This window comes from Bradyrhizobium sp. SZCCHNS3002 (assembly GCF_032377435.1).
Lineage (GTDB): Bacteria > Pseudomonadota > Alphaproteobacteria > Rhizobiales > Xanthobacteraceae > Bradyrhizobium.
In genome coordinates this window covers 386424-402089 of record NZ_JAUHHY010000005.1, presented here as the reverse complement: position 1 = coordinate 402089, position 15666 = coordinate 386424, and the positions used below count along the sequence as shown (strand labels likewise).

13 protein-coding genes are annotated in these 15666 nt (G+C 66.8%); 4 read left to right on the top strand and 9 right to left on the bottom strand.

Features of this window, described 5'->3' with window-relative positions:
* Positions 1–13: 13 nt before the first annotated feature.
* Together QW845_RS13700 and QW845_RS13695 are read right to left on the bottom strand one after the other, a co-directional pair.
* Positions 14–1381 carry an ATP-binding protein gene (locus QW845_RS13700; protein WP_315802095.1) on the bottom strand — a complete coding sequence of 456 codons (1368 nt, stop codon included), beginning with the start codon at positions 1379–1381 and terminating at the stop codon, positions 14–16.
* Positions 1371–2138 (bottom strand): response regulator, encoded by a 768-nt coding sequence (locus QW845_RS13695; protein ID WP_315802094.1) that lies wholly within the window; start codon positions 2136–2138, stop codon positions 1371–1373. Before QW845_RS13695 ends, QW845_RS13700 begins: the two co-directional genes overlap by 11 nt.
* Before the next feature lie 230 nt (positions 2139–2368).
* On the opposite strand from QW845_RS13695, the gene QW845_RS13690 reads away from it, so the two are divergent.
* Genes QW845_RS13690 through QW845_RS13680 form a run of 3 tightly spaced genes read left to right on the top strand, consistent with a single transcriptional unit; the run spans position 2369 to position 7123 of the window.
* Complete coding sequence (locus tag QW845_RS13690) at positions 2369–3844, top strand: efflux transporter outer membrane subunit (protein WP_315802093.1); 1476 nt, start codon at positions 2369–2371, stop codon at positions 3842–3844.
* 28 nt (positions 3845–3872) lie between these two features.
* Entirely contained in the window at positions 3873–5162 is a 1290-nt protein-coding gene (locus QW845_RS13685; RefSeq protein ID WP_315802092.1) for an efflux RND transporter periplasmic adaptor subunit, read from the top strand.
* A complete protein-coding gene (locus tag QW845_RS13680) occupies positions 5162–7123 on the top strand; it encodes a MacB family efflux pump subunit (RefSeq protein WP_315802174.1) in 1962 nt (653 codons plus the stop codon). Before QW845_RS13685 ends, QW845_RS13680 begins: the two co-directional genes overlap by 1 nt.
* Positions 7124–7269: 146 nt before the next feature.
* On the opposite strand, the gene QW845_RS13675 is transcribed toward QW845_RS13680, so the two are convergent.
* From QW845_RS13675 to cyoA, 7 genes are read right to left on the bottom strand one after another with little or no spacing between them, the layout of a single operon-like run.
* Positions 7270–7803: a response regulator transcription factor gene (locus QW845_RS13675; protein ID WP_315802091.1), complete on the bottom strand. Its 534-nt coding sequence runs from the start codon at positions 7801–7803 to the stop codon at positions 7270–7272.
* Positions 7793–9145: an ATP-binding protein gene (locus QW845_RS13670; protein ID WP_315802090.1), complete on the bottom strand. Its 1353-nt coding sequence runs from the start codon at positions 9143–9145 to the stop codon at positions 7793–7795. Before QW845_RS13670 ends, QW845_RS13675 begins: the two co-directional genes overlap by 11 nt.
* 54 nt (positions 9146–9199) lie before the next feature.
* Positions 9200–10024, bottom strand: a complete 825-nt coding sequence (locus tag QW845_RS13665; protein WP_315802089.1) for an SURF1 family protein — start codon at positions 10022–10024, stop codon at positions 9200–9202.
* Positions 10024–10383: a cytochrome o ubiquinol oxidase subunit IV gene (cyoD, locus tag QW845_RS13660; protein WP_315752397.1), complete on the bottom strand. Its 360-nt coding sequence runs from the start codon at positions 10381–10383 to the stop codon at positions 10024–10026. The genes QW845_RS13665 and cyoD overlap by 1 nt, the downstream gene beginning before the upstream one ends.
* Entirely contained in the window at positions 10380–11009 is a 630-nt protein-coding gene (cyoC, locus tag QW845_RS13655; RefSeq protein WP_315802088.1) for a cytochrome o ubiquinol oxidase subunit III, read from the bottom strand. The genes cyoD and cyoC overlap by 4 nt, the downstream gene beginning before the upstream one ends.
* Entirely contained in the window at positions 11006–13015 is a 2010-nt protein-coding gene (cyoB, locus tag QW845_RS13650; protein ID WP_315802087.1) for a cytochrome o ubiquinol oxidase subunit I, read from the bottom strand. The genes cyoC and cyoB overlap by 4 nt, the downstream gene beginning before the upstream one ends.
* A 9-nt stretch (positions 13016–13024) precedes the next feature.
* A complete protein-coding gene (gene cyoA, locus QW845_RS13645; RefSeq protein ID WP_315802086.1) occupies positions 13025–14200 on the bottom strand; it encodes a ubiquinol oxidase subunit II in 1176 nt (391 codons plus the stop codon).
* A 154-nt stretch (positions 14201–14354) separates the two neighbouring features.
* Here cyoA and QW845_RS13640 point away from each other — a divergent pair, with 154 nt between their 5' ends.
* Positions 14355–15665, top strand: a complete 1311-nt coding sequence (locus QW845_RS13640; protein ID WP_315802085.1) for an MFS transporter — start codon at positions 14355–14357, stop codon at positions 15663–15665.
* Position 15666: the final 1 nt, after the last annotated feature.

The window sequence follows — 15666 nt, the reverse complement described above, 5'->3', positions numbered from 1 at the left end:
CGCGTGGCGCCCGCTACGCCACCTTGGCGGGGATCGCCGCGGGCATCGCGAGGCGCAGCGGCAGCGACAGCCGCACCCGCAGGCCGCGCGGCGCGTTCGGCATCAGCGCGATGCCGCCGTCATGTTTCTTCATGATCTCCTGCGCGATCGACAGGCCGAGGCCGAAGCCGCCGGCGGAGCGCGCCTGGTCGAGCTTGACGAATGGCTCCAGCGCGCGCGCCTGCAGCGCCTGCGGAATGCCGGGACCGTCGTCGGCGACCTCGATCGCGATCATGCCGTCGGCCAGGGTCGACAGGCTGACCACGACCTCGCTGCCGTGCTTGACGGCGTTCTCGACCACGTTGGTGACGGCGCGCGACAGCGCCCGGGCCCGGCCCTCGCAGACCAGCCGCGACGGTCCATCGAAGCTGACGGCGTGGCCGACATCGGCGAAGTCGCAGCAGATCGTCTCGAGCAGGCTCGACAGCTCGATCCGCGCCGGCTGCTCGGCCTTGGTGTCGTCGCGCAGGTAGTCGAGCGTCTCGTCGAGCATGCGGCTGACCTGGTCGATGTCGCGCAGCATCGCGCTGCGCATCTCGCCCTGGGCGATCCGCTCCGAGCGCAGCCGCAGCCGCGTCAGCGGCGTCCGCAGGTCGTGGCTGATCGCCGCCAGCATCCGCGTGCGGTCGTCGAGCAGCGCGCGGATGCGCGCCTGCATCTCGTTCAGCGCCTCGGCGACCTGGGCGATCTCCCGCGGGCCACGCCGGCTCAGCGGCTCCTGCGCACCCGGCGAGCGGCCGAATGCGGCGGCCGCGCGCGCCATCTCCGACAGCGGCCGGATGATCGCCCGCGCCGCGTAGATCGACAGCAGCACGCCCAGGATCAGGATGAGGAACAGGAACACCGCCGCCGGCTTCAACACCATCGACCAGAATTCGAGCCGCGGCACGTCGTCGAACACCAGCGCGCGCTCGCCGTCGACCTGGACGATGATCTGGGTCGGCGGCGCCGCGCCATAGCCGACGCCGTGGAGCAAGGTGACATCGCGCAGCACGCTGAGCTGGCGGCGCGCCAGCCGCGAGGTCCATGGCACGTCCCTGACCGGCTTGGCGAGCAGCGTCAGCGAGCTCAGCGGCACCAGCTCGACCTGGATGCCGGAGCTGCGCAGGCTCGACAGGCTGCTCTCGACAGCCACGGGGTCGTTCGCGGCGCGGACGAAGTGCACCGCCTCGGCGACGCGCGCGATGCCGTAGGCTGGCGATTCCTGCTCGTCGGGCGGATCGAGAAACAAAAGCGCGGCCGCGATCATCAGCACCATGCCGAACAGCACCGAAAGCGACGCCAGGGTCACGATCTGCGTGGTGAGGCCGAGGCGCGGGCACGGCTTGCTATCAGGCGTCATCGATGGTCTCGACTCTTGGCGTGAAGACGTAGCCGCCGAGGCGCACGGTCTTGATCAGGGTCCAGCTCCTGGCGCCGGGCTCGATCTTCTGGCGGATGCGGCTGATGTGAACGTCGATGCTGCGCTCGACCGGCCCGGCCTGCCCGCCATGCGCCAGCTCGATCAGCTGCTCGCGCGACAGCACGCGGCCGGCGTTGCGGCAGAACGCCAGCAGGATGTCGAACTCCGCGCTGGTCAAGGTGATCTTGACGCGGTCGGGATCGAACAGCGTGCGCGTCGCCGGCTCGATGCGCCAGCCGTCGAAGGTCATCGGCGCCTGCCGCGCCGCGATCACGGCGGGGTGCAATTGCGAGCGGCGCAGCAGCGCGCGGATGCGCGCCACCAGCTCGCGCGGATTGAACGGCTTGACGACGTAGTCGTCGGCGCCGAGCTCGAGGCCGAGGATGCGATCGATGTCCTCGCCCTTCGCCGTCACCATGATGATCGGCACCGTCGAGATCTGGCGCAGGCGGCGGCAGATGCTCATGCCGTCGTCGTCCGGCAGCATCACGTCGAGCATGATGAGGTCGACCTGCTCGCGCTGCAGGAGGTCGTTCATCGCGGCCGCGGACGACACGAAGCGCGGCGCGAAGCCGTGCTCCTGCAGGAGCTCGGTGAGCAGCGCCGCGATCTCGCGATCATCCTCGACGCAGAGGATCCGCGCGGCGGCCGGCATGTTTGCGTCTGCGGCCACGACGGTATTGTGTGACGACATCATGCGCGGAACATGGTCGATTTTGGCCAAAAAGAACAGCCCGAAGCGACGCGCGATCGTGGCGAAAGTAAGCTGTATTGTTAAGGCGGAAACATTTCTTCACGCGACTTAACCCTGCGCAATCGTTAACCTGCCTAGGCTCTGTGCATCAAACAAACATCAACGGGGAAGTCCTGCGGCGTGGCCGACCAGCCTGCGCGGCCTCCTGTCGAACCGCGATCGTATCAGCCGCCGTGAAGCCCGTCCTGCTCGCACTCTGCCTCGCCACGCCGCTGCTCGCCGGCTGCGCCGTCGGCCCCGACTACGTGACGCCGGAGTTCGGCGTGCCACAACGTTGGAGCAGCGACCGCAACCAGCCGGCGCAGACGCTGAAGCTCGCGCAGTGGTGGCGCAACCTCCACGATGGGCTGCTCGATCAGCTGATCAGCGAAGCGGTCGACGGCAATCTCGACGTCGCCGCCGCCAAGGCGCGCATCCGCGAGGCGCGGGCGACGCAGCGCCAGGCCGTCGGCGCGCTGTTCCCCACCGTGAGCGGCACCGGCACGGCGACGGAGACCCGCAGCGCCGGCAGCACCACGAATGGCATCGCGATCGCTCCGACCACCTATAGCCAGTACCAGGCCGGCTTCGATTCGAGCTGGGAGCTGGATCTGTTCGGCGCCAACCGCCGCGCCGTCGAGGCCGCCGGCTACGGCGTCGACGCCGCCGAGGACGATCTGCGCGCGACCCTGCTGACGCTGGTCGGCGACGTCGCCTCCAACTACATCGATGCGCGCGCCTATCAGGCGCGCGCGGCGCTGGCGCGGCGCACCGCGGCCTCGCAGCGCGAGACCGCGGCGCTGACCGAGCGCAAGCAGAATGCCGGTTCGGCCTCGGCCGTCGACACCGCCAAGGCGAGCGCGCTGGCCGCCAGCACGGAAGCAACCATCCCGACCTATGAGAGCAGCTATCAGCAGGCTGTGCATCGGCTCGGCGTGCTGCTCGGCCGCGACCCGACGGCGCTGAACCTCCGCCTGTCGCGCGTGACTCCGATCCCGTCGCCGCGCCTGCCGCTGCCCAAGGGCATCCCGGCCGACGTGCTGGTCATGCGCCCCGATGTGCGCAAGGCGGAGCGGCAGCTCGCGCAGTTCACCGCCAAGATCGGACAGGCGACGGCTGCGCTGTACCCGGATGTCAGCCTGACCGGCACGGTCTCGACCACGGCGTTGAAGCTCGGCGATCTCGGCAAGAGCTCGACGATCGGCTGGTCGATCGGTCCGAGCCTGTCGGTGCCGATCTTCAACGGCGGCAAGCTGCAGGCCGCCGTCGAGGTCGCCGAGGCGCAGCGCGACGAATACCACGTCGCCTGGCGCGGCGCGGTGCTCAGCGCGCTCGAGGACGTCGAGAACGCCATCGTGAGCCTCGGCCAGGAGCGCATCCGCATCCGCAGCCTGAGCGAGTCGGCGCGGCGCTATGGCGAGGCCGCACGGCTGTCGCGCTCGCTCTACCAGACCGGCTCCAGCACGTTCCTCGACGTGCTCGATGCCGAGCGCTCGCAATTCACTGCCGAGGACAGCCTGCTCGCGAGTCGCGCCACTCTGGCGAAGAACTACGTGGCGCTGGCCAAGGCGCTCGGCGGCGGCTGGACCGGCGCAGTCGACAGCTCGGTTCCCGAAATCGTCGACGGCGGCACCGGCCCGCATCTCGCACAGGTCGGCGCGCCCAGGTAATTTCCGCAGCCCTTTCGAAGTCAAGGCGATGAACGCACCCCTGCCCCACATGCCCCGACCGTCCGCTACGGAAGACGGCGTCCCGCCGGTGCTGAAGCCGACGCGTCCGCGCCGCCGGGCTGTGCTGATCATCAGCCTGCTCGTCGCGCTCGCGCTGGCCCTCCTGTTCGTTACCCGGTTCACACGCAATCCGAACGCCAACCTGGTGACGGCGCCGGTCACCCTCGGCGACATCGAGCAGACCGTGCTCGCCACCGGCACGCTGAAACCGGTCAAGCTGGTGGCGGTCGGCGCCCAGGCGTCGGGACGGCTGGTCGCACTCAACGTCAAGCTGGGACAGAAGGTCAAGGCCGGCGATCTGATCGCGGAAATCGACTCGCTGACGCAACAGAATACGCTGCGCACCAACGAGGCGAGTCTGCGCAACGTCCGGGCGCAACGCGACGAGAAAGTCGCCACCCTGGCGCTCGCCGAGGCGAACCTGGCGCGGCAGCAGGTCACGCTGGCGCAGAAGGCCTCGTCGCGCGCCGACTACGACAGCGCCGAGGCGACCGCGAAGCAGACCCAGGCCCAGATCGCGCAGTTGGACGCACAGATCGTCGAGGCCGAGGTCGCGATCGAAACCGCGCGCGTCAATCTCGGCTACACCAAGATCACGGCCCCGATCGACGGCACCGTGCTGTCGATCGTCACCCAGCAGGGCCAGACCGTCAATGCGGTGCAGTCGGCGCCGACCATCGTCGTGCTCGGCCAGGTCGAGACCATGACGGTGCGCGTCGAAATCTCGGAGGCCGACGTCGTCCGGGTCCGGCCGGGACAGAACATCTACTTCACCATCCTCGGTGATCCCGACCGCCGCTACGAGGCCACGCTCGGCACGATCGAGCCGGCGCCGGAATCGATCAAGAGCGATTCGAGCTTCTCCTCGAGCTCGACCACGACATCGAGCAGCAGCAGCACGTCGTCATCATCCACATCGTCGGCGATCTACTATAACGGCGTGTTCGACGTCGCCAATCCTGAGGGGCGGCTGATGACCTACATGACGGCCGAGGTCCACATCCTGCTCGGCGAAGCGCGCAACGTGCTGACGATCGCCTCGTCGGCCCTGGGCAATGCCAATCCGGACGGCAGCTACAACGTCCGCGTGCTCAATGGCGCAGGCGCGCTGGAGAAACGCGCGGTGCGGATCGGCCTCAACAACAAGATCAGGGCCGAGGTGCAGTCCGGCCTGCGCGAGGGCGAGCGGGTCGTGATCTCGGCGCCCGAGCAGGGCACGAAGCAAACCGTGATGCCGCCGCCGCCCGGAGGCGCATGATGACCGAGGTCCTGATCGACCTGCAGAATGTCGGACGGTGCTACGCGTCCGGCGAAGGCACGGTCCACGCCTTGCGCGGCGTCGACGTCCGGATCGCGCGCGGCGAGATGGTGGCGATCATCGGCCAGTCGGGCTCCGGCAAGTCGACGCTAATGAACATCCTCGGCTGTCTGGACCGTCCGACGTCCGGCAGCTACCGGATCGCCGGACGTGAAATGAGCTCGCTCGATCCGGATGAGCTGGCGGCGCTGCGGCGCGAGCATTTCGGCTTCATCTTCCAGCGCTATCATCTGCTCGGCGAGCTCACTGCCACCGAGAATGCCGAGGTGCCCGCCGTCTATGCGGGGCTTGGCCCGTCGGCCCGGCGCCGCAAGGCCGAGGCGCTGCTGCAGCGGCTCGGCATGGGCAGCCGCACCGATCACAGGCCGGGACAACTCTCCGGCGGCCAGCAGCAGCGCGTCTCGATCGCCCGCGCGCTGGTCAACGATCCCGACGTGATCCTCGCCGACGAACCGACCGGTGCGCTCGACCGCGCCAGCGGCGAGGAGGTGCTGCGCATCCTCGACGAGATCAGCGCCTCCGGCCGCACGGTCATCATCGTCACGCATGATGCCGGCGTCGCGCAGCGCGCGCGCCGCATCATCGAGCTGCAGGACGGCCGCGTCATCTCGGACAAGCCCAATCCACGAACGCCCGGGCCGGCGGCGGCCGCCGCGGCCGAGGACGCCGGATCGCCGGCGCCGTCATGGTGGCGCAGTCATCTCGACCGCTTCCGCGAGGCGGCACGGATGGCGCTGCTCGCCATGAATGCGCACCGGCTGCGCGCCTTCCTCACCATGCTCGGCATCATCATCGGCGTCGCCTCCGTCGTCATGGTGCTGGCGCTCGGCCGCGGCTCGCAGGCGCGGGTGCTGGAGAACATCAACCGGCTCGGCACCAACACGCTGGAATTCTTTCCCGGCAAGGATTTCGGCGACACCCGTTCCAGCAAAATCAGGACGCTGGTGCTCGCGGATGCCAAGGTCATGGCTCAGCAGCCCTATGTGGATGCGATCTCGCCGACGGTCTCGACCACCAGCACCTTGCGGTTCGGCGCCGTCGAGGTCAGCGCCCAGATCTCGGGCGTCGGCGAGCAGTATTTCCGCGTCAAGAATACCGAGCTCGCGGAAGGCAGCTATCTCGATGCCGACACCGTGCGATCCTACGCCCAGGACGCCGTGATCGACGACAATGCGCGCAAGGCGCTGTTTCCGGATTCCGACGTCAGTCCGCTCGGCAGCGTCATCCTGATCGGCAAGGTGCCCTGCCGCGTCGTCGGCGTCACCAAGCAGCAGCAGGCCGGGTTCGGCTCCAGCTCCACGCCGATCGTCTATCTGCCCTACACCACGGTGCAGGCGCGCTTCCTCGGCAACCAGGTGCTGCGCAGCATCAGCGTCCGCGTCGACGAGGCGACGCCGATGGCGGCGGCCGAGCGCGCCGCGACGGCGCTGCTGACGGCACGGCACAACGCCAAGGACTTCTTCGTGCTCAACACCGACGACATCCGCAAGACCGTCGAGAGCACGACGCAGGTTCTGACCCTGCTGGTGGCGGCCATCGCCGTGATCTCGCTCTTGGTCGGCGGCATCGGCGTCATGAACATCATGCTGGTATCGGTGTCCGAGCGCGTCGGCGAGATCGGCGTGCGCATGGCGGTCGGCGCGCGGCGCAGCGACATCCTGATGCAGTTCCTGATCGAGGCCGTGCTGGTCTGCCTGCTTGGCGGTGCGCTGGGCCTGGCGCTCGCGGTCGGCTTCGGCACGGTCTTCAACGCGCTCGACGTCGGCTTCCAGCTGATCTATTCGCCGCTGGCCATGGTCGGCGCCGCGGTCACGTCGATGGCGATCGGCATCGGCTTCGGCTACATGCCCGCCCGCGGCGCCTCGCGGCTCGATCCGGCAGCGGCGCTGGCGAGGGAGTAGGTTGAGGCGTGCAAGAGCGAACGGCAGAGTAAGTGCTCGCCACGACGGTAGTGCGCTCCCTCTCCCCGTTCTTCACGGGGAGAGGGAGCCTGCCACGTTCTGCCGAACTAGCTTCTTTCCATCGCTGCGAACGACAGCAGACCATCCTACTTCACCGGGCGCTTCTCCAGCTTGCGCGCCAGAGTCCGGCGATGCATGCCGAGCCTTCTTGCGGCTTCGGAGATGTTGAAGTCTGTCTCGATCAGGGTCTGGTGGATACGCTCCCACTCCAGCGTCTTGATCGAGGTGGAACGCTCGGCCAGCGCCACTTGCGCATTGCCCTGCGCCTTGCGGAACGCTTCCTCGATATCGTCGGTGTTCGACGGCTTGGCGAGATAATGGCAGGCGCCGAGCTTGATCGCCTCCACCGCAGTGGCGATGCTGGCAAAGCCCGTGAGCACCACGATCAGCATCTCCGGATCATGCGCGTGCAGCTTCTCGACGCAGACGAGGCCTGAGGCGCCGCCGAGCTTGAGATCGACGACGGCATAGCCGAACGTCTTCTCCTTGACGGCCTGGTCGACGTCCTCGAGCGACGCCGCGATCACGGCCTCGTAGCCGCGCCGCTCGAACGAGCGCTTCAGGGTGCGTGCAAAACCGTCATCGTCCTCGACGATCAGGAGAGACATGTCATTCGCCATCGCGCTCTCCAATCACAAGCGTCGACAACGGCAGCGACAGCCGTACGGTCGCCCCACGTCCCCGGTGGTTCCAGGCCGAAACGCTGCCGCCCAGCTTGCGGATCACGTTGACCACCAGGAACAGGCCCAGACCGCGCCCCGGGCGGCCCTTGCTCGACTGATAGGGACGTCCGAGCTGGCCCAGCATCGCCGGATCAAAACCCGGCCCGCGATCGCTGACGCTGAGCAGCAGCTGATCGCCGTCCCGTTCGGCGACGAACTCCACCCACTCGCGCGAGACTTCGAACGCGTTGTCGAGCACGTTGACGATCGCCTGCTTCAGCGCGACGTCGGAGACGATCGTCGGATCCGAGCCGAACTCGTTGCGGAACGTCAGATTGCGCGCCGAGCGCGCCGCGCTCCATTCGGCGACCAGCGTCGTCAGGAACGCCTTTAACGTCGTGGGCGCCGAGCCTTCGCCCCGCGCCTGGCCGGCCGAGACCAGGATGTCAGTCACGATCGACTTGCAGCGCTGCACCGCCGCTTCCATTTCGGTGAAATCCTCTGCGAGCGTCGGATCGGCAGAGATCGCGGTCATGCGCCGCCAATCGTTCAGGATCACCGAGATCGACGCCAGCGGGGTCCCGAGCTCATGCGCGGCACCTGAGGCGAGCAGGCCCATGCGGATGATGTGATCCTGCTCGACGGCGTGCTGGCGCAGATCGGCGAGCTTGGCGTCGCGCTCGCGCAGGTTCCGGTTGATCCGGGTGACGAACACGACGAGCAGCACGGCGTCGAGCACGAAGCCGACGAACATGCCGGTGATGTGCAGGGTGAAGGCATCGCTGACGTGATGCTGCGGCAGTTGCAGCGGGCGGTACTCGATGGTGAGCCAGATGAAGCTGAGCACCGTCAGTGCGACCAGCGACCAGGACGAGCGCGCATCGAGCAGCACGGCCCCCAGCGTGACCTGCAGCAGATAGAGGCACGTGAACGGATTCGACGCGCCGCCGGTGAGATAGAGCTCCGATGTCAACGCCACCACGTCCAGCATCAGGGCGATCAGCAAATGGCGATTGCCGACGTCGTCGCGCCTGCGCAGCCAGATGTGGCTGGCGACGTTGAGCGCCACCAGCGCGCAGATGATCGCCACCATCGGCAGCACCGGCAGCGCGATGCCGAACCAGGTGGTCACGAAGCCGATGGTGACGATCTGGCCGACCACGGCGATCCAGCGCAGCTGGATCAGCAGCACCATGTTCTTGCGGTTGGTCGCGTCCCTGGTCGGCAGCGGCGCGTTGATCTCGGGTGTGGCGATCGCGGCCACGGCTCCGAACGGCAGGTTGGGCGCCTCGCTTCTCATGAGGCCACGTCCGGTCTCCGCCGCCAGAACGGGAAGCTTCGATCCCTCAACACGTCACCCCGCATCCACCCATGTCCTGCCGCCGCTGATCCCATCCCACATCCTGCGCCGCCGGCGCTTCGGGTCACGCTGCGCGCGGCGGAGCCGCTGCAGCCCGGCGCCGGCCAGCATGAGAGCCAATGTAAACCAGGTGAGCGCGTAAACCAGATGGTTGTTCGGAAACGAGATCACGGTGAGTCCGCCGATCGGAAGCCCGCCGGGATTCGGGGTCGCATCGGCATCGACGAAGAATGGCGCGACGTCGGACAGACCGCGCGCCGCCGCGATCGCCCCGACGTCACGTGAATACCAGCGATTCCCCGCGGGATCGTTGTGGCGCAGGAAGCCGCCGCCCGGCTCGGAGAGCCGCAGCAATCCCGTCACGCTGACCGTGCCATCCGGGTTCCCGGCGCTGCGGCTTGCGCGGGCGCGGCGATCCGCGGGCACGAAGCCACGATTGACGAGCACGGTGCCGCCGGCGGTCCGCAGCGGCGTCACCACCCAATAGCCGGAGCCCTCGACCGTCAGCGCCTGCACCAGCGTCTCGCGATCGTTGAGAAAGCGGCCGCTCAGTGTCACCCGCTTGTACTCGTCATCGCTGCGATTGATCGCCGGCCAATCCGCCGGGCCCGGCGCCGGCACAGGTTCGGCATGAACGCGGCGCTCGACACGATCGATCAGGTCGAGTTTCCAGGCCCGCCGCTCGATCTGCCAGACGCCCAGCGCCAGCAGAATCGCGACGCACGCAACCCACGCCGCGCCGATCGCGAGCCGCAGCGCGCCGGATCGCCCGCGGCCGGCCTCATCGTGTTCCCCTGCCCCGTCGGCAGGAGCCGACATCACGGCGTCTGGCCCATCTCGTGCACCGGCATCATGTTGGTGGTCAGGTGATGCATGACCCAGAGCGAGCCCGAGAGCGCGATCACCACCATGATGATGGTGAAGATCAGCGCCATCATGGTCCAGCCGCCCTCGGCCTTGGTGTTCATGTGCAGGAAGAAGATCATGTGAACGACCACCTGCACGGCCGCGAACGCCATGATGATCAGCGCGGTTGCCTGCTTGTCGAGCGAGCCATTCATCACCAGCAGAAACGGAATCGCAGTGAGGACGACGGAGGCGCCGAAGCCAATCAGCTGGCCGGAGCGCGTGCCGGCATGGTCGTCGGCCGAGCCGTGCGCGTGTGCATCAGAGCTCATCGCAGCATTCCCATCAGATAGACGAAGGTGAAGACACCGATCCAGATCACGTCGAGGAAGTGCCAGAACATGCTGAGGCAGACCAGCCGGCGGCGGTTGGCCTCGATCAGGCCGTGGGTCCTGACCTGCACCATCAGCGTGGCCAGCCAGACCAGACCGAACGTCACATGCAGGCCGTGGGTTCCAACGAGCGTGAAGAACGACGACAGAAAGGCGCTGCGTTGCGGCGTCGCGCCCTCATGGATCATGTGCGCGAACTCGGTCAGCTCGATGCCGAGGAAGGCGAGGCCGAACAGCCCGGTCACCACGAGCCAGGCCTGCATCGCGCCGACGCGATTCTGCTGCATCGACAGCATCGCGAAGCCGTAGGTAAGCGAGGACAGCAGCAGGAACGAGGTGTTGACCGCGACCAGCGACAGGTCGAACAGGTCCTTCGGCGCCGGACCGGCGGCATATTTGGCGCCGAGCACGCCATAGACGGCGAACAGGATCGCAAAGATGAGACAGTCGCTCATCAGATAGATCCAGAAGCCGAGCATCGTGCTGCTGCCTTCGGCGTGCTCGTGCTCGTCGACGACGTAGAAGACCGGCTCACCGGCCTTCAATGTGCCCATCGCGACCGTCATGACTTGGCTCCTGCCGCGAGCAGCTCGGTGCGCGCACGCTCGGCGCTGACGACCTCATCGGCCGGGATGTGGAAGCTGCGGTGATAGTTGAAGGTGTGGCCGATCGCGACCGCGAGCAGCGCGACGAAGCTGCCCGCCGCCATCCACCACATGTACCAGATCAGGCCAAACGCCATGGTGGTGCTCAGCGCTGCCAGGATCACGCCGGTGCCGGTGTTGCTCGGCATGTGGATCGCCTTGAAGCCGGCGAGCGGACGGGTGTAGCCACGGCGCTTCATGTCCCACCATGCGTCGTTGTCGTGGACGACGGGCGTGAAGGCGAAGTTGTAGGCCGGCGGCGGCGACGACGTCGCCCACTCCAGGGTGCGCGCATTCCAGGGATCGCCGGTGACGTCGGCGAGCTGCTCGCGGCGCAGGATGCTGACCGCGATCTGGATCAGGAAGCTCGCGATGCCCAGCAGGATCAGGAACGCGCCGATGCCGGCGATCACGAACCAGATCTGCAGGCTCGGATCGTCGAAGGTGCGCAGGCGACGCGTCACGCCCATCAGGCCGAGCACATAGAGCGGCATGAAGGCAAAGTAGAAGCCCACCGTCCAGAACCAGAACGACAGCTTGCCCCAGAACGGATCGAGCCTGAAGCCGAACGCCTTCGGGAACCAATAGGCGATGCCGGCGAACAGGCCGAACAGCACGCCGCCGATGATCACGTTGTGGAAATGCGCGACCAGGAACAGGCTGTTGTGCAGCACGAAGTCGGCCGGCGGCACCGCGAGCAGCACGCCGGTCATGCCGCCGATCACGAAGGTCAGCATGAAGGCGACCGTCCACATCATCGGCAGCTCGAAGCGGATGCGGCCGCGATACATCGTGAACAGCCAGTTGAACATCTTCGCGCCCGTCGGGATCGAGATGATCATCGTGGTGATGCCAAAGAAGGAGTTGACGCTGGCCCCCGACCCCATGGTGAAGAAGTGGTGCAGCCAGACCAGATAGGACAGGATGGTGATGACGACGGTGGCGTAGACCATCGAGGTGTAGCCGAACAGCCGCTTGCCCGAGAAGGTCGAGGTCACCTCGGAGAAGATGCCGAACGCCGGCAGGATGAGGATGTAGACCTCGGGATGGCCCCAGATCCAGATGAGGTTGACATACATCATCGGATCGCCGCCGAAATCATTGGTAAAGAAGTTGGTGCCGACGTAGCGGTCGAGCGACAGCAGCGCCAGCACCGCTGTCAGCACCGGGAAGGAGGCGACGATCAGGACGTTGGTGCACAGTGACGTCCAGGTGAAGACCGGCATCTTCATCATGGTCATGCCGGGGGCGCGCATCTTGACGATGGTGCAGATCAGGTTGACGCCGGATAACAACGTTCCCACGCCGGCAACCTGCAGCGCCCAGATGTAATAGTCGACGCCGACATCCGGACTGTAGGACAGGTTCGACAGCGGCGGATAGGCCAGCCAGCCGGTGCGCGCGAACTCGCCGACGAACAGCGAGCACATCACCAGCACGGCGCCGGACGTGGTCATCCAGAAGCTGAAATTGTTGAGGAACGGGAACGACACGTCGCGGGCGCCGATCTGCAGCGGCACGACGTAGTTCATCAGGCCGGTGACCAGCGGCATCGCCACGAAGAAGATCATGATCACGCCGTGCGCCGTGAACACCTGATCATAGTGGTGCGAGTTCAGGTAGCCTTCGGAGCCATTGAAGGCGATCGCCTGCTGCAGGCGCATCATCAGCGCATCGGCGAAGCCGCGCAGCAGCATGACGATGCCGAGCACCATGTACATGATGCCGATGCGCTTGTGGTCGACGGTGGTGAACCACTCTTTCCAGAGATAGCCCCACAGCCGGAAATAGGTGATCGCGCCAAACAGCGCGAGACCGCCGAGCGCGACCATGGCGAAGGTGCCGACGATGATCGGCTCGTGCAGCGGCAGCGACTCCAGCGTCAGCCGGCCGAAGATGATCTTTGTGAGCTCTGCTGTATCGAACATGATGGACCCTCACGAATCCGACTTTGAGGTTGGCCCCGTGATGAAGGATGCCTTGGACGGCCGTAGCAGGCCGGGCCGCGCCAGCCCGCGCCCCTGCAATGGCGTCCAGTCCAGCGGCGCCAGCACGGTCGGCGAAGAGTCCTCGGCCATCCGCGTGACCTGATCGCCCGGCAGGCAGACGCCGCCGGCAACGAAGCTCGGCTCGGTGCCGAACACGGCGCCGCGGCCGGCGAACTTGTCATAGGCGAGCGGCAGCGTGTTGCGCACGCCGGCCATGCCCATGCCGCCCTGCGCGTCGATCGCCATCATCTCGCTCATGCACATCTTGCCAGGCTCGACGCACATGTTGAGGATGGCGCGGAACAGGTCGCTGTCAACCGAGGCATAGTGGCGAACCGGTTCATTGGCGCTCGGACGCTCGAGCGCAAGATAATCCTGCTTGTTGAGCTCCTGCCCACTCGCCTTGGCCTTGTCGACCCAGCCGGCGAAGTCCGCATCCGACAGGCCACGGAAAGCGAAGCGCATGCCGGAGAAGCCGGAGCCGCTGTAGTTGGCCGAGAAGCCGCGATAGACGCCGGGCTTGTTGATGACGGCGTGCAGCCGGCTCTGCATGCCCGGCATCGCATAGATCTGGCCGGCGAGTGCCGGAATATAGAACGAGTTCATTACCGAGGACGAGGTGATCCTGAAATCGAGCGGCCGGTTCACGGGAGCTGCGAGCTCGTTGAGGCTGGCGATGCCGTATTCGGGATAGATGAACAGCCACTTCCAATCGAGCGCGACGACGTTGACCTCGAGCGGCTTGTCCTGCGGCGTCACCGCGCGCTCGGCGGAGATGCGTCCGAGCGTGCGATAGGGATCGAGCAGATGCGTACCCATCCACGTCACCGCGCCCAGGCAGATGATGATCAGCAGCGGCGCCGCCCAGATCAGAAGCTCGAGCTGGGTGGAGTGATCCCAATCCGGCGTGTAGGTCGCCGCCTGGTTCGACTGGCGGTAGCGCCAGGCCACGATGGCCGTGGCCGCCATCACCGGGATCACGATCAGCAGCATCAGTACGGTGGCGATGATCACGAGATCGCGCTGCTGGGCGGCGACGTCGCCGGAGGGCGCGAGCACGACCAGATTGCAGCCTCCGAGCGCGAGCCCCAGCGGCAGCATGCCTAAGAATTTCCAGTAACGCACGCTCAACCTCGTCGCACGGCGGATCTCTGAACGAGGCCTCACCTAGCGATCGGACGACACGGCCGGTATTGGACAATTTGTCCAATACCGGAGCGGCGCCGAGGACGACAATTACGTGGCGACAATAGAGTACGAGAGGACTGCAGGCAGCGCGATGACACAGGCAGCGGCGACCGCCGACGGCGAAACCCATCTCTCCCGCACGCATGAGGCGCATCCGGGCGAGATCGCGATCGGCGTGATCGTCGGGCGCACGTCGGAGTTCTTCGACTTTTTCGTCTACGCCATCGCCTCGGTGATCGTGTTTCCGCGCCTCGTGTTTCCGTTCGCCGACGAGCTGACGCAGACGCTGTATTCGTTCGCGCTGTTCGCGCTCGCCTTCATCGCCCGCCCGTTCGGCAGCGTGATCTTCATGGCGATCGACCGCCGCTACGGCAAGAGCGCCAAGCTGATCACCGCATTGTTCCTGCTGGGCACCTCGACGGTCGCGATCGCCTTCCTGCCGAGCTATCACACCGTCGGTGCGGCCGCGATCTGGCTGCTGGCGCTGGCGCGGATCGGCCAGGGCCTCGCCTGGGGCGGTGCCTGGGACGGGTTGGCGTCGCTGCTTGCCATGAATGCGCCGGAGCACCAGCGCGGCTGGTATGCGATGATCCCGCAGCTCGGCGCGCCGCTCGGGCTGATCGTCGCCAGCGTGCTGTTCGCTTTCTTCGTCGGCTATCTCTCCGCGGCCGACTTCTTCGACTGGGGCTGGCGCTACCCGTTCTTCGTGGCGTTCGCCATCAACGTCGTGGCGCTGTTCGCGCGGCTGCGCATGGTGGTGACGCCTGAATATGACGAGCTGTTCCAGTCGCGCGAATTGCAGCCGGCGCGCGTCATGACCACGATCCGGCACGAGGGCCGCAACATCGTGATCGGCGCGTTCGCGCCGCTGGCGAGCTTCGCGCTGTTCCACATGGTGACGGTGTTTCCGCTGTCCTGGGTGTTCCTGTTCACCAAGGAGACGCCGGCGCGCTTCCTGGTCATCGAGGCGGTCGGCGCGGTGTTCGGCGTCGTCGCCATTGTCGCGTCCGGCATGCTGGCCGACCGCATCGGCCGCAAGTCGCTCCTGATCGGCTCGGCGATCGCGATCGCGGTGTTCTCGGGCTTCGCGCCGCAACTGCTCGATGCCGGCCCGATCGGCGAGACCATCTACATGGTGCTCGGCTTCATCCTGCTCGGCCTGTCGTTCGGCCAGTCCTCCGGCGCGATCGCCGCCAATTTCGCGCGCACCTATCGCTATACGGCATCGGCGCTCACAGCGGACCTCGCCTGGCTGTTCGGCGCCGGCTTCGCCCCGCTGGCGGCATTGGTGCTGGCCGCCAATCTCGGCCTGCTGTCGGCCGGCGGCTATCTGCTGTCCGGCGCCGTCTGCACCCTGCTCGCGCTGTGGCTCAGCGCGCCGCGGCAGCTGCAGCAGGTGTGAG

Excerpts from the sequence above, each read along its gene's own strand:
- QW845_RS13700 (WP_315802095.1), bottom strand. The coding sequence starts at position 1,381 with ATGACGCCTGATAGCAAGCCGTGCCCGCGCCTCGGCCTCACCACGCAG.
- QW845_RS13695 (WP_315802094.1), bottom strand. The coding sequence starts at position 2,138 with ATGATGTCGTCACACAATACCGTCGTGGCCGCAGACGCAAACATGCCG.
- QW845_RS13685 (WP_315802092.1), top strand. The coding sequence starts at position 3,873 with ATGAACGCACCCCTGCCCCACATGCCCCGACCGTCCGCTACGGAAGAC.
- QW845_RS13680 (WP_315802174.1), top strand. The coding sequence starts at position 5,162 with ATGACCGAGGTCCTGATCGACCTGCAGAATGTCGGACGGTGCTACGCG.
- QW845_RS13675 (WP_315802091.1), bottom strand. The coding sequence starts at position 7,803 with ATGGCGAATGACATGTCTCTCCTGATCGTCGAGGACGATGACGGTTTT.
- QW845_RS13670 (WP_315802090.1), bottom strand. The coding sequence starts at position 9,145 with ATGAGAAGCGAGGCGCCCAACCTGCCGTTCGGAGCCGTGGCCGCGATC.
- QW845_RS13665 (WP_315802089.1), bottom strand. The coding sequence starts at position 10,024 with ATGTCGGCTCCTGCCGACGGGGCAGGGGAACACGATGAGGCCGGCCGC.
- cyoD (WP_315752397.1), bottom strand. The coding sequence starts at position 10,383 with ATGAGCTCTGATGCACACGCGCACGGCTCGGCCGACGACCATGCCGGC.
- cyoC (WP_315802088.1), bottom strand. The coding sequence starts at position 11,009 with ATGACGGTCGCGATGGGCACATTGAAGGCCGGTGAGCCGGTCTTCTAC.
- cyoB (WP_315802087.1), bottom strand. The coding sequence starts at position 13,015 with ATGTTCGATACAGCAGAGCTCACAAAGATCATCTTCGGCCGGCTGACG.
- QW845_RS13640 (WP_315802085.1), top strand. The coding sequence starts at position 14,355 with ATGACACAGGCAGCGGCGACCGCCGACGGCGAAACCCATCTCTCCCGC.